The sequence below is a fragment of the Sphingobium xenophagum genome (assembly GCF_002288285.1).
Lineage (GTDB): Bacteria > Pseudomonadota > Alphaproteobacteria > Sphingomonadales > Sphingomonadaceae > Sphingobium > Sphingobium xenophagum.
Genome location: NZ_CP022745.1, coordinates 169729 through 185329, shown reverse-complemented (window position 1 = coordinate 185329; position 15601 = coordinate 169729). Strand labels below are relative to the sequence as shown.

Below are 15601 nucleotides of genomic sequence, written 5' to 3'. Positions count from 1 at the left end.
ACCGGACCCATTATGACCGACGCACCTGACTATAAGTCCACCGTTTTCCTGCCCGTCACCGACTTTCCGATGAAGGCCGGCCTGGCGCAGAAGGAACCCGCGATCGCGGCCAAGTGGGAGGCGATGGGTCTGTATGACCGGCTGCGCGAGCGGCGCAAGGGGCGCGAACGCTTCATCCTGCATGACGGGCCGCCCTACGCCAATGGCGACATCCATATGGGCCATGCGATGAACAAGGTGCTCAAGGACATCATCGTCCGCAGCCAATCGCTGCTGGGCAAGGATGCGCCCTATGTGCCCGGATGGGACTGCCATGGCCTGCCGATCGAATGGAAGATCGAGGAGGAGTATCGCAAGAAGAAGCTGAACAAGGACGAGGTGCCCGCCGCCGAGTTCCGCGCCCAGTGCCGCGCCTATGCCGACAAATGGGTGGGCGTGCAGAAGGAGCAGTTCAAGCGTCTGGGCGTGATGGGCGACTGGGCCGATCCCTACCTGACCATGAAGTTCGACGCCGAAGCTACCATCGTGGGCGAGTTGCTGAAATTCGCGGAAAGCGGCCAGCTGTATCGCGGGGCCAAGCCGGTGATGTGGTCCCCGGTCGAAAAGACCGCGCTGGCCGAGGCTGAGGTGGAATATGAGGATGTCGTGTCGACGCAGATCGACGTGGCGTTCGAGATTGTGGAAGCGCCCAATGCGCCGGAGCTGGTTGGCGCGCATGCGGTGATCTGGACGACGACCCCTTGGACGATCCCGGTGAACCAGGCGATCGCGTTTGGGGAGGGGATCGAGTATAAGCTGGTTGAAGAGACGACGCTTCCGTTGAACGATGAATCGGCGCCGACGAAGACTGGTCGCCGTTTTCTCGTAGCTTCGGATTTGGTGCACGCTTTCGGTGAACGTAACGGCTGGTTTGCTCGCAATACCGACGAAGAAGACTTCGGGTATATGTCGATATGGACCGGCAAAGGCATCGACCTCGCCGGAGCCATCGCCCGTCATCCGATGCACGCGCTCGGCGGCTTCTTCGCCCGTCCGCGTCCCTTCCTGCCCGCCGATCATGTTACCACCGACGCGGGTACCGGCCTTGTCCATATGTCCCCCGATCATGGCGAGGAGGATTTCATCGCCTGCAAGAAGCTGGGCATCGACCCGGTCTTTGCGGTCAATGATGCTGGTTTCTATCGCGACGATTGGGAATGGTTGCCGGGGCAGGGCAGCGTCATCAATACCAAGTTCAACGGTGCGGACGGCCCGATCTGCACTGACCTGCGCGCGGCTGGCGCGCTGCTGTCGGCCAGCGAGTTCAGGCATAGCTATCCCCATAGCTGGCGGTCGAAGGCGCGGATCATCTATCGCTGCACGCCGCAATGGTTCATTCCGATGGACAAGCCGAGCGGGCAGGTGATGGACTATCCGCTGCCGCCGCTGGAGCCGGTCACCGGCGCGCTGGCGACGGCGCTGCCGACCAACGGGCCGACGCTGCGCGGCGTGGCGCTCGATGCGATCCAGAACACCCGCTGGGTGCCGGAGCGCTCGACCAACCGTATCCGGTCCATGGTCGAAGGGCGTCCCGACTGGGTGATCAGCCGCCAGCGCGCCTGGGGCGTGCCGATCGCGCTCTATGTGCATCGCAAGAGTGGGCAGTATCTGGTTGATCCGGCGGTCAATACCCGCATCGTCGAAGCGTTCAAGGCGGGCGGCGCGGATGCCTGGTTCGGGGCGGATCATCAGGCGCTGCTGGGGCCGGAGCATGATCTGGCCGACTATGAGGTCATCACCGACATTCTCGATGTGTGGTTCGATTCCGGGTCGACCCACAGTTTCGTGGTGGAGGCCCGCTATGGCGAGGGCGCGCGCGCCGACCTGTATATCGAAGGGTCTGACCAGCATCGCGGCTGGTTCCAGTCATCGCTGCTCGAAAGCTGCGGCACGCGCGGACAGGCACCGTACAAGGCAGTGCTGACCCATGGCTTCGCGCTCGACGGGACCGGGCGCAAAATGTCCAAGAGCCTTGGCAATGTTGTCGATCCGCTCAAGATCATGGGCGAAAGCGGCGCGGACATATTGCGCGTATGGGTCGCGAGCACCGACTATTTCGACGATGTGCGGATCGGCAAGGAAGTGTTGGCCGGATCGTCCGACGCCTATCGCAAATTGCGCAATACTTTCCGGTACATGCTGGGCGCTCTTTCCGATTATGATGAAGAGACCGAAGCCGTGTCCTACGCCGAAATGCCGGAGCTGGAGCGCTATATGCTCCACCGGCTGGCGACGCTGGACGCGGAATTGCGCAGCGTTGTCGACAAGGCGGCGGACAGCGAGAATTGGCTGGAATTCAGCCGCTATACCCGCGCGCTGTTCGATTTCGCCAATAGCGACCTGTCGGCCTTCTTCTTCGACATTCGCAAGGACTGCCTCTATTGCGACGCGCCGTCGGACCCCAAGCGCCGCGCCTATCGCACATTGCTGGATACGCTGTTCCACGCGCTGGTCCGCTATGCCGCGCCGATCATCCCCTTCACCGCGGAGGAAGTATGGCAAAGCCGCTTCCCAAGTGACGAGGAAAGCGTGCATTTTCTGGAATGGCCGGAGATCGACCATCACTGGATCAACGCGCATCTGGACGAGAAATGGACCGAGTTGCGCAGCCAGCGCGAACAGGTGAACGAGGCGATCGAGCCGTTGCGGCGCGAGAAGATCGTGCGTTCCAGCCTGGAGGCCGATGTCACCATGGGGCAGGTGCTGGCCGTGGGCGACGTCGATTTCGCCGAAGTGGCGATCGTCGCGCGGGTGACGATGGGCGAGGGCGACGGCATCAGCGTCCGTCCCAGCGAATGGCACAAGTGCGGCCGTTGCTGGCGCTTGCTGCCCGAAGTCACCGAGGATGGCGCGCTGTGTGGCCGGTGTGACGCGGTTGTTGCGCCATGAATAGGCATGGAACAACGTGCTCCCGCGAAGGCGGGAGCCTAGTCGTGCCGTCCGAGCTGGGCTCCCGCCTTCGCGGGAGCACGTTTTTTCCAGTCGCTGGGTTTGATCGATGACTAATCCTATCAACCACCGCCCGCTGGGCCTGACCGTCGCGATCGTGACGCTGGCGCTCGACCAGCTCATCAAATATGCCGTCACCTATCCGCTGGCGCTCAAGAGCCGGGCGGATCTGGGGATCGAGATATTGCCGATCTTCCGCCTGCGCTGGTTGGAAAATCGCGGCGTGTCGATGGGCTTCTTCCACGCCGACACCGACCTGATGCGCTGGGCGCTGGTGGGCATGACCATATTGATCGCCGGATTTGTGGGCGTGTGGATGTGGCGCGAAAAGGCGCGGCAGGATGTCGCGGCGCTGGGGCTGGTCCTGGGCGGCGCCATAGGCAATATCGTCGACCGGATAAGGCTGGGCTATGTCGTTGATTATGCCGACCTGCATTTTGGCGACTGGCGGCCCTTCCTGATTTTCAACCTGGCTGACGCAGCGATCACCATCGGCGTGCTGATCCTGCTTGCGCGGGCGTTGCTGCTGCGCGACAAGGGCGCAAATACGGAGACTTTGAAGTGAAGCTTAAACTGATCCTTGCCGCCGGTCTGCTCACCACCCTGTCGGCCTGCGGCGGCGGCGGCGGGCTGTTCAACCGCGAACGTCCCGATGAATTTGCGGTGTCGCGTCAGGCGCCGCTGGTGATCCCGCCAGACTTCGCGCTGGTGCCGCCCGCGCCCGGCTCGCCTTCGTCCAATGCGGTCGATTCGAGCAAGGCGGCGATGGAAGCGATGTTCGGTGGCCCGGCGCAGCGCAGCGCGACCGAAACGTCGACGCTGAACGCCGCCGGTCGCGCCAATGCGGCGGCGGGCATCCGCTCGACCGCTGGCGATCCGGGCACCGAAGTGGTCGACAAGGGTGCGACCACCCGCGACATTATCGCCGCCCCCGAAGGCGACGGTCAGGACGCACGAGCCGCAACGCCGCAGTGACAGGGAATGGAAAAGGGGCCGAATGGCCCCTTTTTTGTTGCGATAGCTGCTTTCCCGCGTGAAGCGCCCACCTCCGTTCGTTTCGAGCGAAGTCGAGAAACCTGTGCGTGATGTTTCTCGACTTCGCTCGAAACGAACGGAGCACAGCAAGTTTATGATACCCTCCCCCGGAAGGAGGATGTTTTTTTAGGCCCGCGCTTCGGTTCCTACGCTGTTGTGGCGCAATGCCGTCAGCACCGTGTCGATGATGGCGTCGGCGTCCAGGCGCGCGTCGGCATATTGTTTTTCGGGCTTGTCCTGATCCTGAAACAGGTCCGGCAGGCGCAGGGTGCGCAGTTTCAGGCCGTTGTCGATCAGGCCAAGGTCACTGGCCAGCGTCAGCACATGCGCGCCAAGGCCGCCGATCGCCCCTTCCTCGATCGTCACGGCGACTTCATGGGTGGTGAGCAGGCGGCGGATCATCGCTTCGTCGAGCGGCTTGGCAAAGCGCAGGTCGGCGACGGTGGTGGAGAGGCCGCGCGCTTCCAGAGCCTCGGCGGCTTTGAGCGCCTCCTCCAGCCTTGTGCCGAGCGAGAGGATGGCAACCTGCCGCCCGTCGCGCACGATGCGGCCCTTGCCGATGTCCAGACGCTCCGGAATGGCGGGCATGGCGACGCCGGTGCCGTTGCCGCGCGGATAGCGCAGCGCGATCGGGCCGCTGTCATGGCAGGCGGCGGTATGGGTCATATGGACCAGTTCCGCCTCGTCCGCCGCCGCCATCACCACCATGTTGGGCAGGGTGGCGAGATAGGTGACGTCAAAACTGCCCGCATGGGTCGATCCGTCTGCGCCGACCAGACCCGCGCGGTCAATGGCGAATCGGACCGGCAGATTCTGGATCGCGACGTCATGGACGACCTGATCATAGGCGCGTTGCAGGAAGGTCGAATAGATGGCGCAGAAGGGCCGCATCCCCTGCGCAGCGAGGCCCGCGGCAAAGGTGACGGCATGTTGTTCGGCGATGCCGACGTCAAAGCAGCGGTCGGGGAAGGCGGTCGCGAACTTGTCCAGCCCGGTGCCGGACGGCATGGCGGCGGTGATGGCGCAGACGGCCGGATCGCGCTGCGCCTCGGCAATCAGCGCCTGGGCAAAGACATTGGTGTAGCTGGGCGGGCCGGGCGGTGCCTTGGCCTGGGTGCCGGTGATGACGTCGAATTTCTGGACGCCATGATATTTGTCATCGGCCGCTTCGGCGGGGCCATAGCCCTTGCCCTTTTGCGTGACGACATGGACCAGGCACGGCCCTTCGGCAGCGTCGCGGACATTTTCCAGCACGGGGATCAACTGGTCGAGATTATGGCCGTCGATCGGGCCGACATAGTAAAAGCCCAGTTCCTCGAACAAGGTGCCGCCCATCGCCATGCCGCGGGCGAATTCGTCGGTCTTGCGCGCGGCATTGTGGAGCGGGCGGGGCAGCTTGCGCGCCAGCTTCTTGGCAAGGTCTCGCAGGCCCAGAAATTCGCGGCTGGACACGAGCCGCGCGAGATAGCCCGACAGGCCGCCAACCGGGGGGGCGATCGACATGTCATTGTCGTTCAGGATGACGATCAGGCGATTGCCCGCCGCCTGCGCATTGTTCATCGCCTCATAGGCCATGCCCGCCGACATCGCGCCGTCGCCGATCACGGCGATGCCCTTGCCCGGCCGGTCCTGCATCTTGTTGGCGATGGCGAAGCCCAGAGCCGCGCTGATCGACGTGGAGCTATGCGCCGCGCCGAACGGGTCGAAATCGGATTCGGCGCGCTTGGTGAAGCCCGACAGGCCGCCGCCCTGACGCAGGGTGCGGATGCGGTCGCGCCGTCCGGTCAGGATTTTGTGGGGATAGCATTGATGCCCCACGTCCCAGATCAGCTTGTCATTGGGCGTGTCGAACACATAGTGGATGGCGGTCGTCAATTCGACCACGCCAAGCCCCGATCCCAGATGGCCGCCAGTGACGCCGACAGCGGCGATCACTTCCTGCCGCAGTTCGTCGGCAAGTTGCCGCAGCTGCTCCGGCTTGAGGGCGCGCAGGTCGGACGGCCAGATCACCTGGTCGAGCAACGGGGTTTGGGGGCGATCGTTCATGAAAGACATAGACTCGTCAGGGCGCTAGGCCGTTCCGTCGCGAAGCGCAACGATCCACTTATGCAGCGCATTTGGCGCATGTTCCCAAAATTTCTATCACCGGGCGTTCGGGCTTGAACCCTTCCTGTTCGGCAACGGCGCGGACTTCGTTCGTCACCTTGTCATCATCGACATGGGTAGCCTGCTTGCAGGTGCGGCACACCAGGAAGATGCAGTCATGGTGGCAGCCGGGATGGGCATTGGCGATATAGGCGTTGGCGCTTTCCACCCGCATCGCGACATTGTTGGTCACGAACAGGTCGAGGATGCGATAGACGCTGTTGGGCGCGACCCGCTTGCCGCGCGCCTTCGACACGGTGTCGGCAATGTCATAGGCCGATGCGGGCTTGTCCTCCGCCGCCAGCGCATCGAAAATGGCCGCGCGCATGGGCGTCCATTGTTCGCCCTGCGTTTCCAGCGTGGCGCGAGCAGCGTCGGCCAACCGGGTGCCGGTGGGTTCGTGATGATGGTGGTGATGGTCGGCCATGACGTCAATCTAGGCCGGGTAGATGGCCGGGGCAAGGGCGCGCGTCAGCGTTGCCCGAAGGTCCATGCCGCCCAGAGCCAGCCAGCGATCATCAACAGGCCGCCAATGGGCGTCACCGCGCCCAGCCATTTGGGCGCGCCCAGCGCCATGGCGTAGAGGGTGAGGGCGAAGATCGCCGCGCCAACCAGTAAAAGCGCCGCCGCGCCGCGCGCCACGCCCATGATCGCCAGCGCGGCGACGGCATGAACCAGTTGGTAAAGGCCGCCGGTGCGCAGCCATTCCGCCGCCTTGGGATCGGCAACGCCATGCGCGCCGAACGCGCCCGCCCCGATGGCGAGGGCGGCAGACAGGGCGGCGAATATGGGGATCATGGCTTTTCTCCATCGCCGCGCGAGAGCAGGCGCATGCCTCTGCCGGGGCGATACATGAGATCCTTGGCCGCCAGCAGCGTGCCATGTTCGATCTGGAGCGCCAGCCTTTGCTGATCGTTGGCGCGATATTGGCGTTCGACTTCCTCGATTTCCTCCGATGGGACGCCAAGCGCCTCCATCGCCTGCACGCCCATGCAGATGGCCGATTCATAGACTTCGCGCACCACGGCGGCGAGATCGATGTTCTGCAAGGCCAGCAATTGCCGCCGGTCGAAGGCGCGGACCATCAGCGCCGCCTGCGGGAAGGCTTCGGCAATGGGTTCAAGCGTGCGGCTGTCAAGCGAGGGATCGTCGATGCAGAAGGCGATCAGCCGGGCTTCTTCCGCGCCGGCGCGGCGCAGCAGGTCGATGCGGGTGCCGTCGCCATAATAGACTTTCGTGTCGAACCGCTGCGACGTTTCGATCTGGGCGGGCTTCTTGTCGATCGACACGACGGCAAAGCCGTGGCCGATCAGCATCTGCGCGACCGTCTGGCCGAAGCGGCCATAGCCAACGATGATCGCGGTGCCGCGCGGCGCTTCGTCCGGGTCGGGCAGATCGGCGCCGGCACTGGGCGTGGCGAATTCGAACCGGCGGGCGAACAGCATCAGGAAGGGGGTAGTCGCCATGGAGAAGGTGACGATGGCGCTGAACAGGCTGGCGGCTTCGGGCGCGATCAGCAGCGCGCCCTGCGCCTGAGCGAACAGGACGAAGCCGAATTCGCCGCCCTGACTGAGCAGCAGGCCAGCACCAAGCGCGGGCCGCCAGTCCATGCCGAACAGGCGGGCGAGGCCGGTGATGATCGCGGCCTTGGTCGCGACCAGGATCAGCGCCATGCCGATGACGAACACGGGATTGGCAGCGACGGTGGCGAGATCCAGCACCATGCCGACCGCCAGGAAGAACAGGCCAAGCAGGATGGAACGGAAGGGTTCGACGTCCGCCTCTATTTCATGCCGATAGGGCGAATCGGCGAGCATCACGCCCGCGACGAAGGCACCCAGGGCGGTGGAAAGATGCAGGCTGTGCATCAGCGCGGCGGCGGCCAGCACGGTGAACAGGCCGACGGTGACGAACAGTTCGCGCTCGCCCAATCGTCCGACAAGGGACAGGAGCGGGCGCAGGATGAAGCGACCGGCCAGAACCAGGCCCGCGATCGCCGCGACGGTATAGGCCGCCGTCATCCATCCGGGCGGTCCGCCTGCATCAGCGGGGTTGCGGGACAGGGCGGCGACGATGGTGATCAGCGGGACGATGGAAAGATCCTGAAACAGCAGGATCGAGAATATCTTTTCACCGAAGGGCGAGTTGATGCGGCCGCTGGATTTCAGGCCCGGCAAGACCTGAGCGGTCGACGAGAGGGCGAGCGGCAGGCCGAGCGCAATCGCCGCGCCCCAGGTGAAGCCGGTGAAATAGAAGATGATCGCGGTCAGGACGCAGCCGCACAGCACCACCTGCGCCAGGCCGAGGGCGAATATGTCCCGCTTCAACCGCCAGAGTCGGGCGGGATGCAGTTCCAGACCCACGAGGAAGAGCAGCAGGACGATGCCGATTTCGGCAATGGCGAGCTTCGATTCACCGCCGCCCACCAGCCCCAGCCCCTGCGGCCCGACCAGCGCGCCCGCGACGAGATAGCCCAGCACCGCGCCCAGCCCGAAGCGGCGGAAGATGATGACGAACAGCAACGCCGCGCCCAGCAGGAGGACGCCGTCGGAGAGCAATATCTCGGTCGCGGTGATGGGAGCGGCGGATTTGGCCATCAGGCGTCGGCCATCCGGGCGGCTTCGGCAATGGCTTCAAAGCCCAGCCGGATCGAGGCATGGCGGGCGGGGTAGCCGCGCGCCGGGGCGAGGACGGCAAGGCCGGGCCAGAAATCGAGATCGTCGCTGGCACCCGACAGATAGTCGGTCAGCTTGTCGCGGGCCTCGGCCAGTTCGTCGGCGCTCATGCCGATGGCCTGCGCGGCCATCAGCGAGGCGGATGCCTGTCCCAGCGCGCACGCCTTTACGTCCAGCCCGATGTCGGACAGGCGACCGTCGGCCATCGCCACATCCACCGTCACCCGCGACCCGCAGGTGGGAGAGCGCCGCTCCACGCTCGCCTGCGGGGCAGGCAGACGGTGATGATGCGGGATGCTGGCGGCGAGCCGCAAAATATCTTTGTTGTACAGGGGGGCGCTCATTGCCGTCCCATGTAGGGCAGGATGGGCGTGGGGTGAAGGCGGGGAATGGTCATAGCGGGAAATAATGGAAACAGGCGGCGGACATACTCGCCATTGTGAAGTGCCGTCCCCGCGCTTATCGCCCGGAGCCATGAAGATTCTGGTCGATGCCGATGCCTGTCCCGTGAAGGACGAGATTTACAAGGTCGCCTTTCGCCATGGCGTGCCGGTCACGATCGTGAGCAACAGCCCGATCCGGGTTCCCGCCCATGACCTGATCGACCGGGTGGTGGTGAGCGACGGGTTCGATGCGGCGGACGACTGGATTGCCGAGCGGGCGGATGCGGGCGCGGTGTGCATCACGGCCGACATCCTGCTGGCGGACCGATGCCTGAAAGCCGGTGCGATCGTGATTGCGCCCAATGGCAAGCCCTTCACGCTGAGTTCGATTGGCGCGGCGATTGCGACGCGGGCGATCATGGCGGATCTGCGCGCGGGGGGCGAACAGATTGGCGGGCCGCCGCCCTTTGGCAAGAATGACCGTTCGCGATTCCTGTCGGCGCTGGACGAGGCGCTGGTGCGCGGCAATCGGGGTCGATGATGGCCGATTGGGACGCGATCATCCTGGGTGCGGGTGCGGCGGGGATGATGTGCGCAGCGGTCGCAGGCCAGCGGGGCAGGCGGGTGCTGCTGGTCGACCATGCCGATCAGCCGGGCAAGAAAATCCTGATTTCGGGCGGCGGACGGTGCAATTTCACCAATATCGACACGGCGGCCGATCGCTATCTGTCGGCCAATCCGCATTTCGCCAAGTCCGCGCTGGGGCGGTACGGCGCGCAGGATTTCATCGCGCTGGTCGATAGCTATGGCATCGCCTGGCATGAAAAGACGCTGGGGCAATTATTCTGCGACGGGTCGGCCAAACAGATTGTCGCGATGCTGGAGGAGGAATGCGCCAAGGGCGGGGTGACGATGGCACTGGGGCAGCCGATTGCGGATGTGGCGCATGGCGATGGCCTGTATCGGGTGGCGGTCGGCGGGGTGGAGCATCGCGCGCCCGCGCTGGTGCTGGCGACCGGCGGGCCGTCCATCCCGAAGATGGGCGCGACCGGCTTTGCCTATGACGTCGCGCGGCAGTTTGGCCTGTCGATCATCCAGCCGCGGCCCGCGCTGGTGCCCTTCACGCTGGGGACGGACGAGGCGCTGTTTCAGGCACTGTCGGGCGTGTCGGCGGACGTCATGGTCCGCTGGAACAAGGTGCGGTTTCGGGAGGCGGCGCTGTTCACCCATCGCGGTCTGTCGGGACCGGCGATGTTGCAGATTTCATCCTATTGGCAGCATCGCACCCCGATCCATGTCGATTTCCTGCCCGACCATGACGCGGACTGGCTGATCGAGGCGAAGCGCGAACGGCCACGCGCAAGTTTGCGCAAAGTGGTGGCGCAGGCGCTGACCGAGCGGCTGGCCGATGCGCTGCTGGAGCGGGCCGGGGTGCAGGGCGAGATGGGCAATCTGTCCGACAAGGCGCTGCGGCAACTGGGTGCGCGGCTGCACGACTGGCCGTTCGCGCCGACGGGGACGGAGGGCTATGCCAAGGCCGAGGTGACGGTCGGCGGGATTGCGACGGCGGGCCTGTCATCGCGGACGATGGAGGCAAGCAAGGTGCCGGGCCTGTACGCGATTGGCGAGGCGGTGGACGTGACCGGCTGGCTGGGCGGCTATAATTTCCAATGGGCGTGGGCCAGTGGCTGGGCGGCCGCGCAGGCGGTTTAGGATCGACCGACATTCAGCCCTGACGGCCTGCAAATGGCGATTTTCCGTGCTTCCGGTGCTCACCTACTTTTAGTAGGCTGCGCTCCGGGTCACGAAAAACCACCATTTTCGGCTCGTCATCATCTGAATGTCGATCGACCCTGACGGTCGAGTTAAGGCCCGCTATCCTCGCCCTGCGGCGGTTGCGTGGGGGCGATGCGCGGTGGGGGCGTGTCGGCTGGCGGGGCTGGCTGGTCGGTGGGCAGGCGGATCTGGGCCGGGCCGACATTCACGGTCATGCCGCCTTCGTCGACACCGAGTCCGACATTGCCGATGCTGGTTTCCACGCTGATATTGGCGATGGCGTTGACGAGGTCGGCATCCTGCGTTTCGACCGGGGCGTCCTCCACCGCTTCGTTGATCGCGCCGCTCATGAAATTGCGCCAGATGCGCGCGGGGACGCCGCCGCCTGCCGCGCCGCCGGGGAGCGGGCTATTATCGTCATTGCCGATCCACACTGCCGTCACCAGACCACCGGCATAGCCAACGAAGATGGCGTCGCGGCTGTCCTGGGTCGTGCCGGTCTTGCCGAAGGTGCTGGTGCGCAGGGCCGCGGCGCTGCCGGTGCCGCGATTGGCCGCAGAGGAGAGCAGGTCGCGGATCATGGCCAGTTCATCGTCATCGAAGGCCCGCTGACGCGCCATCAACCGTTCGAACCAGCCCCGTTCTTCGGGCGGCAGGCCATGGGCAAGGACGGGATATGATCCCGCCGCGACCGCCGCATAGGCTTCGGCCAGTTCGATCAGCGGAATTTCCGATGTGCCGAGCGCCAGGCTCAAATCCTCGGTCAGGGGCGCGGTGACGCCCAGATCGCGGGCGACCTTGATGACATTGTCGACGCCGACCTTCTGCGTCAGGCGGACGGCGGCGACATTGCTGGAGGCGGCGAACGCCTGACGCAGGCTGATGCGGCCACGATATTTGCCGCCATGATTGGCCGGGCGATAGCTGCCCGTGGTGATCGGCGTGTCGTCGATCATATCCTCCGGCGTCATGCCTGCGCGGAAGGCGGCGAGATAGACGAACAGCTTGAAGGTCGAGCCGGGCTGGCGCCTGGCCTGCACGGCGCGGTTGAAGCTGCTTTTGGCGTAATTCTTGCCGCCGACCATGGCGACGACGCTGCCGTCCGGCTTCATTGCGACCAGTGCCGCCTGCGCTCCGCCCAGCGGCGCGCGGCGGACGGCGGCTTCGGCCAGGCGCTGGATGCGCCAGTCGAGCGTGGTGTCGATTTTCTGTTCGCCATAGACCGCGCCCGCCCGGTCGCGGGCGTCGAGCAGCACCCAGTCGGCAAAATAGGTGCCGGTGGTGGCGTCGGGCGTTTCGCGGACGTTGAGGCGGACAGGGGGCAGGGCGTTGCGTTCCGCCTGCGTCAGATAGCCAGCGTCCACCATCGCCTGCGTCACCAGCGCGGCGCGGGCGCGCGCGCCCTTCAGATTGCTGGTGGGGGCAAGGCGGGATGGCGCCTTGAGCAGGCCCGCCAGCATCGCGGCCTGCGGGATGGTCAGCCGTTCGGGCGCGCGGTTGAAATAATGGAGCGCGGCGGCGCGCAGGCCATAGACATTGTCGCCGAAATAGACGTTGGACAGATAACGTTCGAGGATCTGGTCCTTCGTCAGCCAGGCTTCGAGCCAGAAGGCGATCATCGCCTCACGCGCCTTGCGGCCCATGGTGCGGTCGCTGGAGAGGAATACGCCCTTGGCCAGCTGCTGGGTGATGGTGCTGCCGCCCTGCGACGATCCGTCCGACCAGAGATTGTGCCAGGCGGCGCGGGCGATGCCGCGCGGATCGACGCCCCAATGGCTGTAGAAGCGCCGGTCCTCGATCGCCATGAAAGCCTGGGGCACATGGGCGGGAAGCTGTGCGATGGTGACCGGCGTGTCGATCACCGCGCCGCGCCGGGCGATGAGGTGGCCGTCCGTCGACATCAGGCTGATGCTGGGCGGCGCGATCGGCCGGAGCGAGCGGGAGAGGGGGGCGGTGACGGCGAGCCAGCCGATCACCAGCATCAGCAGCGCCAGGCCAGCCGCGATGATCCAGCCCAATATCTGCAACCGCCGCCGCCAGGGCGTGGGCGGGGCGAAGGCGCTGGGCGGCCCGGCGCCGAATTCGCGCGGCGGCGGCGCGGCGGGATCGGCTATGCTTGACGGATCGGTCATCGGTTCAGCCATGCTGTATTATTCGCCTGATACAGTCAAGTCTGTCCCGCACCGGGACAGGGGCAGGTTAACCATCTTTCGCAATGGCCCAAATGGTAAATAATGCGTTAACCCATCATCATGCGAACACGCCCCCTTGTCCTGACGACCGAATCCGCCCGCCACCCTTTTCGCCAGCGGTTGCCGCAGCATGTGCTGCGCGTTGTCGAGCAGGCGCCAGCGGCCAGGCGAAAGCGGATCGATGACGACAGCGACTGGAAGCTGTTCGGACTGAGCTTCTGCGCCTTCTTCACGGCCTTCTACAGCTTCATTTCCTGAGCGCCCATCCTCCCCTTGCGGGGGAGATGGCTGGCCGCAGGCCAGACGGAGGGGTGTTGAGCCATCGAGAGGGGGACACCCCTCCGTCTGGCCTGCGGCGCGCCACCTCCCCTTAAAGGGGAGGATTTCAGGCACAGACGGGGCCGTCGCACGCCTTGTGCAGTTTCCACGCCAGCCAGGCGCAGGGCAGGCAGAGCAGGGCGACGAGCAGCAGTTGCTTCACGACTGACAGGCCGGCGATCGTCAGGCCGATCGCGATGACCGATCCGACCACCATCATGCCGCTGTTCACGATATTGTTGGCCGCGACGGTACGGGCGGCTTCGCATTTTTCGACGGTGGTGGTGAGGAAGGCGTAGAGCGGCACGACGAACATGCCGCCAAAGGTCGCGACGCCCAGCAGGCAGGCGGATAGCGGCATCGCCATGGGATGGGCGAGGAAGTCGCTGAACGAGAGCATCTGTCCGGCGGGGCGGGCGTCCACAGCGCGCATACGACATGGAAGGCGACGATGCAGGCGCCCATGCCGATCACCGATGCCGGGGCGTATTTGGCCGAGACATGGCCGCAGAGCAGCCGGTTGATCGCGATCGAGCCGATGGCGATGCCGATCGAGAAGATGGCGAGGAACAGGCTGGCGACCGACTTGTCGGCGGTCAGCACATTTTTGACCAGCGGCGGAAACTGGATGAACAGGATGGAGCCGACCGCCCAGAACAGGCTGATCGACATGATCGCCAGAAACAGGCGGCGGATATGCATGGTGCCGCGCACCAGCGTAATCGACGAACGGATGATGTGGAAATCGATCGGCGTCCGTTCCAGCAGCGACGGGGCGGACGGCACCCTGCGCCCGGCGGCAAAGCCGATCAGCGCGGTGATGACGATGCCGACCGCAGCGACCTCCACCGGGATCAGGCCAGCCAGGATCGTGCCCGCCAGAATGGCGATATAGGTGCCGGCTTCCACCAGGCCGGTGCCGCCCAGCACTTCATCGTCATGGAGATGCTGGGGCAGGATGGCGTATTTGATCGGGCCGAAGAAGGTGGAGTGGACCCCCATGGCGAACAGCGCGAGCAGCAGCAGCGGGATGGCCAGCGTGTGGACGGCGATGCCCGCCCAGATGAGGCCGAGGCCAGTCGCGCCGACCAGCATGATCGCGATTTCCGCGCCCTTGACCCAGCGGATGATGACCGCCTTGTCCCGCTGATCGGCCAATTGTCCCGACAGGGCGGACAGGAGGAAGAAGGGCAGGATGAAGATGCCGGTGGCCAGCGCGCTGAACCAGGTTTCCGAGCGTTCGTCGTTATACACCTGATAGACGACGAACAGCACCATCGCGTTCTTGAAGAGATTGTCGTTGAACGCGCCGAGCAACTGGGTGATGAAAAGCGGCAGGAAACGGCGCTTGTTCAAGAGCCTGAGAGAGGCTTTCATGGATGAAGGGGGCTTCTTTACCGTTAGCGACCGGAGCGGGGTCTAGCCGCTGGCGGTGCCGCTGTCCAATCCCGTTGCCGCAATCATGTGTCGTGCCCATGTGTCGCGCCTTGTGCGTTGGGCCGGACTGTGGCAGTCGGCGGCGATGCTGACGCTGCCCAATCTGCTTACGCTTTCGCGCATCGTCACGGTGCCGTTGCTGGTCGCCCTGCTGTGGCCCGCGGAAATGGGCGCGCGCTGGACCACCGGCTATGCGCTGGCCTTCGCGCTATATTGCCTGATGGGCATTACCGATTATTTCGACGGCTATCTGGCGCGCGCACAGGGCGCGGTGTCGCGGCTGGGCATCTTCCTGGATCCCATCGCCGACAAGATCATGGTCGCCGCTGTCATCCTGATGCTGAGCGCGACGCGCGACATAGCGGGCATCCATATCGTCGCCGCGATGATCATCCTGCTGCGCGAGATCGCGGTATCGGGATTGCGCGAATTTCTGGCGGGCATTCAGGTGTCGGTGCCGGTGTCGCGGCTGGCCAAGTGGAAAACCACCTTCCAGATCATTGCGCTGGGCGCGCTGATCCTGGCGGGGGCGGTGCCGCAATTTCCCTTCGTCCAGGCGGTCGGCATCGTGACGCTGTGGGCCGCCGCGCTGCTGACGCTGATAACCGGCTGGGATTATCTGCGCGTCGGCATCAAGCATATGGATTGAGCG

13 protein-coding genes and 1 pseudogene are annotated in these 15601 nt (G+C 65.0%); 7 read left to right on the top strand and 7 right to left on the bottom strand.

Annotated elements, in window-relative coordinates; genetic code table 11:
- The first annotated feature begins 12 nt into the window (after positions 1-12).
- The 3 genes from ileS (at position 13) to CJD35_RS00915 (ending at position 3963) form a co-directional block, all read left to right on the top strand.
- Positions 13-2928 carry an isoleucine--tRNA ligase gene (ileS, locus tag CJD35_RS00925; RefSeq protein ID WP_086485741.1) on the top strand — a complete coding sequence of 972 codons (2916 nt, stop codon included), beginning with the start codon at positions 13-15 and terminating at the stop codon, positions 2926-2928.
- Between the two features lie 109 nt (positions 2929-3037).
- On the top strand, positions 3038-3553 hold the full coding sequence (lspA, locus tag CJD35_RS00920) for a signal peptidase II (protein ID WP_017181350.1): 516 nt from the start codon (positions 3038-3040) through the stop codon (positions 3551-3553).
- The gene (locus CJD35_RS00915) at positions 3550-3963 is read left to right on the top strand and encodes a DUF3035 domain-containing protein (RefSeq protein WP_017181351.1); all 414 of its coding nucleotides are present in this window, start codon (positions 3550-3552) and stop codon (positions 3961-3963) included. Before lspA ends, CJD35_RS00915 begins: the two co-directional genes overlap by 4 nt.
- Positions 3964-4149: 186 nt before the next feature.
- Here CJD35_RS00915 and dxs read toward each other — a convergent pair whose 3' ends face one another.
- From dxs to CJD35_RS00890, 5 genes are read right to left on the bottom strand one after another with little or no spacing between them, the layout of a single operon-like run.
- Positions 4150-6078 (bottom strand): 1-deoxy-D-xylulose-5-phosphate synthase, encoded by a 1929-nt coding sequence (dxs, locus tag CJD35_RS00910; protein ID WP_017181352.1) that lies wholly within the window; start codon positions 6076-6078, stop codon positions 4150-4152.
- 49 nt (positions 6079-6127) lie between these two features.
- Positions 6128-6595, bottom strand: coding sequence for a Fur family transcriptional regulator (locus CJD35_RS00905; protein WP_017181353.1), 468 nt, complete (start codon positions 6593-6595; stop codon positions 6128-6130).
- A gap of 44 nt (positions 6596-6639) precedes the next feature.
- Positions 6640-6966: a DUF423 domain-containing protein gene (locus tag CJD35_RS00900; protein ID WP_017181354.1), complete on the bottom strand. Its 327-nt coding sequence runs from the start codon at positions 6964-6966 to the stop codon at positions 6640-6642.
- A complete protein-coding gene (locus tag CJD35_RS00895) occupies positions 6963-8765 on the bottom strand; it encodes a cation:proton antiporter domain-containing protein (protein WP_017181355.1) in 1803 nt (600 codons plus the stop codon). The genes CJD35_RS00900 and CJD35_RS00895 overlap by 4 nt, the downstream gene beginning before the upstream one ends.
- Positions 8765-9187: an iron-sulfur cluster assembly scaffold protein gene (locus CJD35_RS00890; RefSeq protein WP_017181356.1), complete on the bottom strand. Its 423-nt coding sequence runs from the start codon at positions 9185-9187 to the stop codon at positions 8765-8767. Before CJD35_RS00890 ends, CJD35_RS00895 begins: the two co-directional genes overlap by 1 nt.
- Positions 9188-9317: 130 nt before the next feature.
- Here CJD35_RS00890 and CJD35_RS00885 point away from each other — a divergent pair, with 130 nt between their 5' ends.
- On the top strand, positions 9318-9767 hold the full coding sequence (locus tag CJD35_RS00885; RefSeq protein WP_017181357.1) for a YaiI/YqxD family protein: 450 nt from the start codon (positions 9318-9320) through the stop codon (positions 9765-9767).
- Complete coding sequence (locus tag CJD35_RS00880) at positions 9767-10939, top strand: BaiN/RdsA family NAD(P)/FAD-dependent oxidoreductase (RefSeq protein ID WP_017181358.1); 1173 nt, start codon at positions 9767-9769, stop codon at positions 10937-10939. The genes CJD35_RS00885 and CJD35_RS00880 overlap by 1 nt, the downstream gene beginning before the upstream one ends.
- A gap of 152 nt (positions 10940-11091) precedes the next feature.
- Here CJD35_RS00880 and CJD35_RS00875 read toward each other — a convergent pair whose 3' ends face one another.
- Entirely contained in the window at positions 11092-13146 is a 2055-nt protein-coding gene (locus CJD35_RS00875) for a transglycosylase domain-containing protein (RefSeq protein WP_017181359.1), read from the bottom strand.
- A gap of 108 nt (positions 13147-13254) precedes the next feature.
- Between CJD35_RS00875 and CJD35_RS00870 the strand changes: the two genes are divergently transcribed.
- Positions 13255-13452 (top strand): hypothetical protein, encoded by a 198-nt coding sequence (locus CJD35_RS00870; RefSeq protein WP_017181360.1) that lies wholly within the window; start codon positions 13255-13257, stop codon positions 13450-13452.
- A gap of 127 nt (positions 13453-13579) precedes the next feature.
- Here the strand turns inward: CJD35_RS00870 and CJD35_RS00865 are convergent.
- Positions 13580-14889, bottom strand: a pseudogene (locus CJD35_RS00865) (MFS transporter).
- A gap of 145 nt (positions 14890-15034) precedes the next feature.
- Here CJD35_RS00865 and pgsA point away from each other — a divergent pair.
- Positions 15035-15598, top strand: a complete 564-nt coding sequence (pgsA, locus tag CJD35_RS00860; protein WP_026002085.1) for a CDP-diacylglycerol--glycerol-3-phosphate 3-phosphatidyltransferase — start codon at positions 15035-15037, stop codon at positions 15596-15598.
- Positions 15599-15601: the final 3 nt, after the last annotated feature.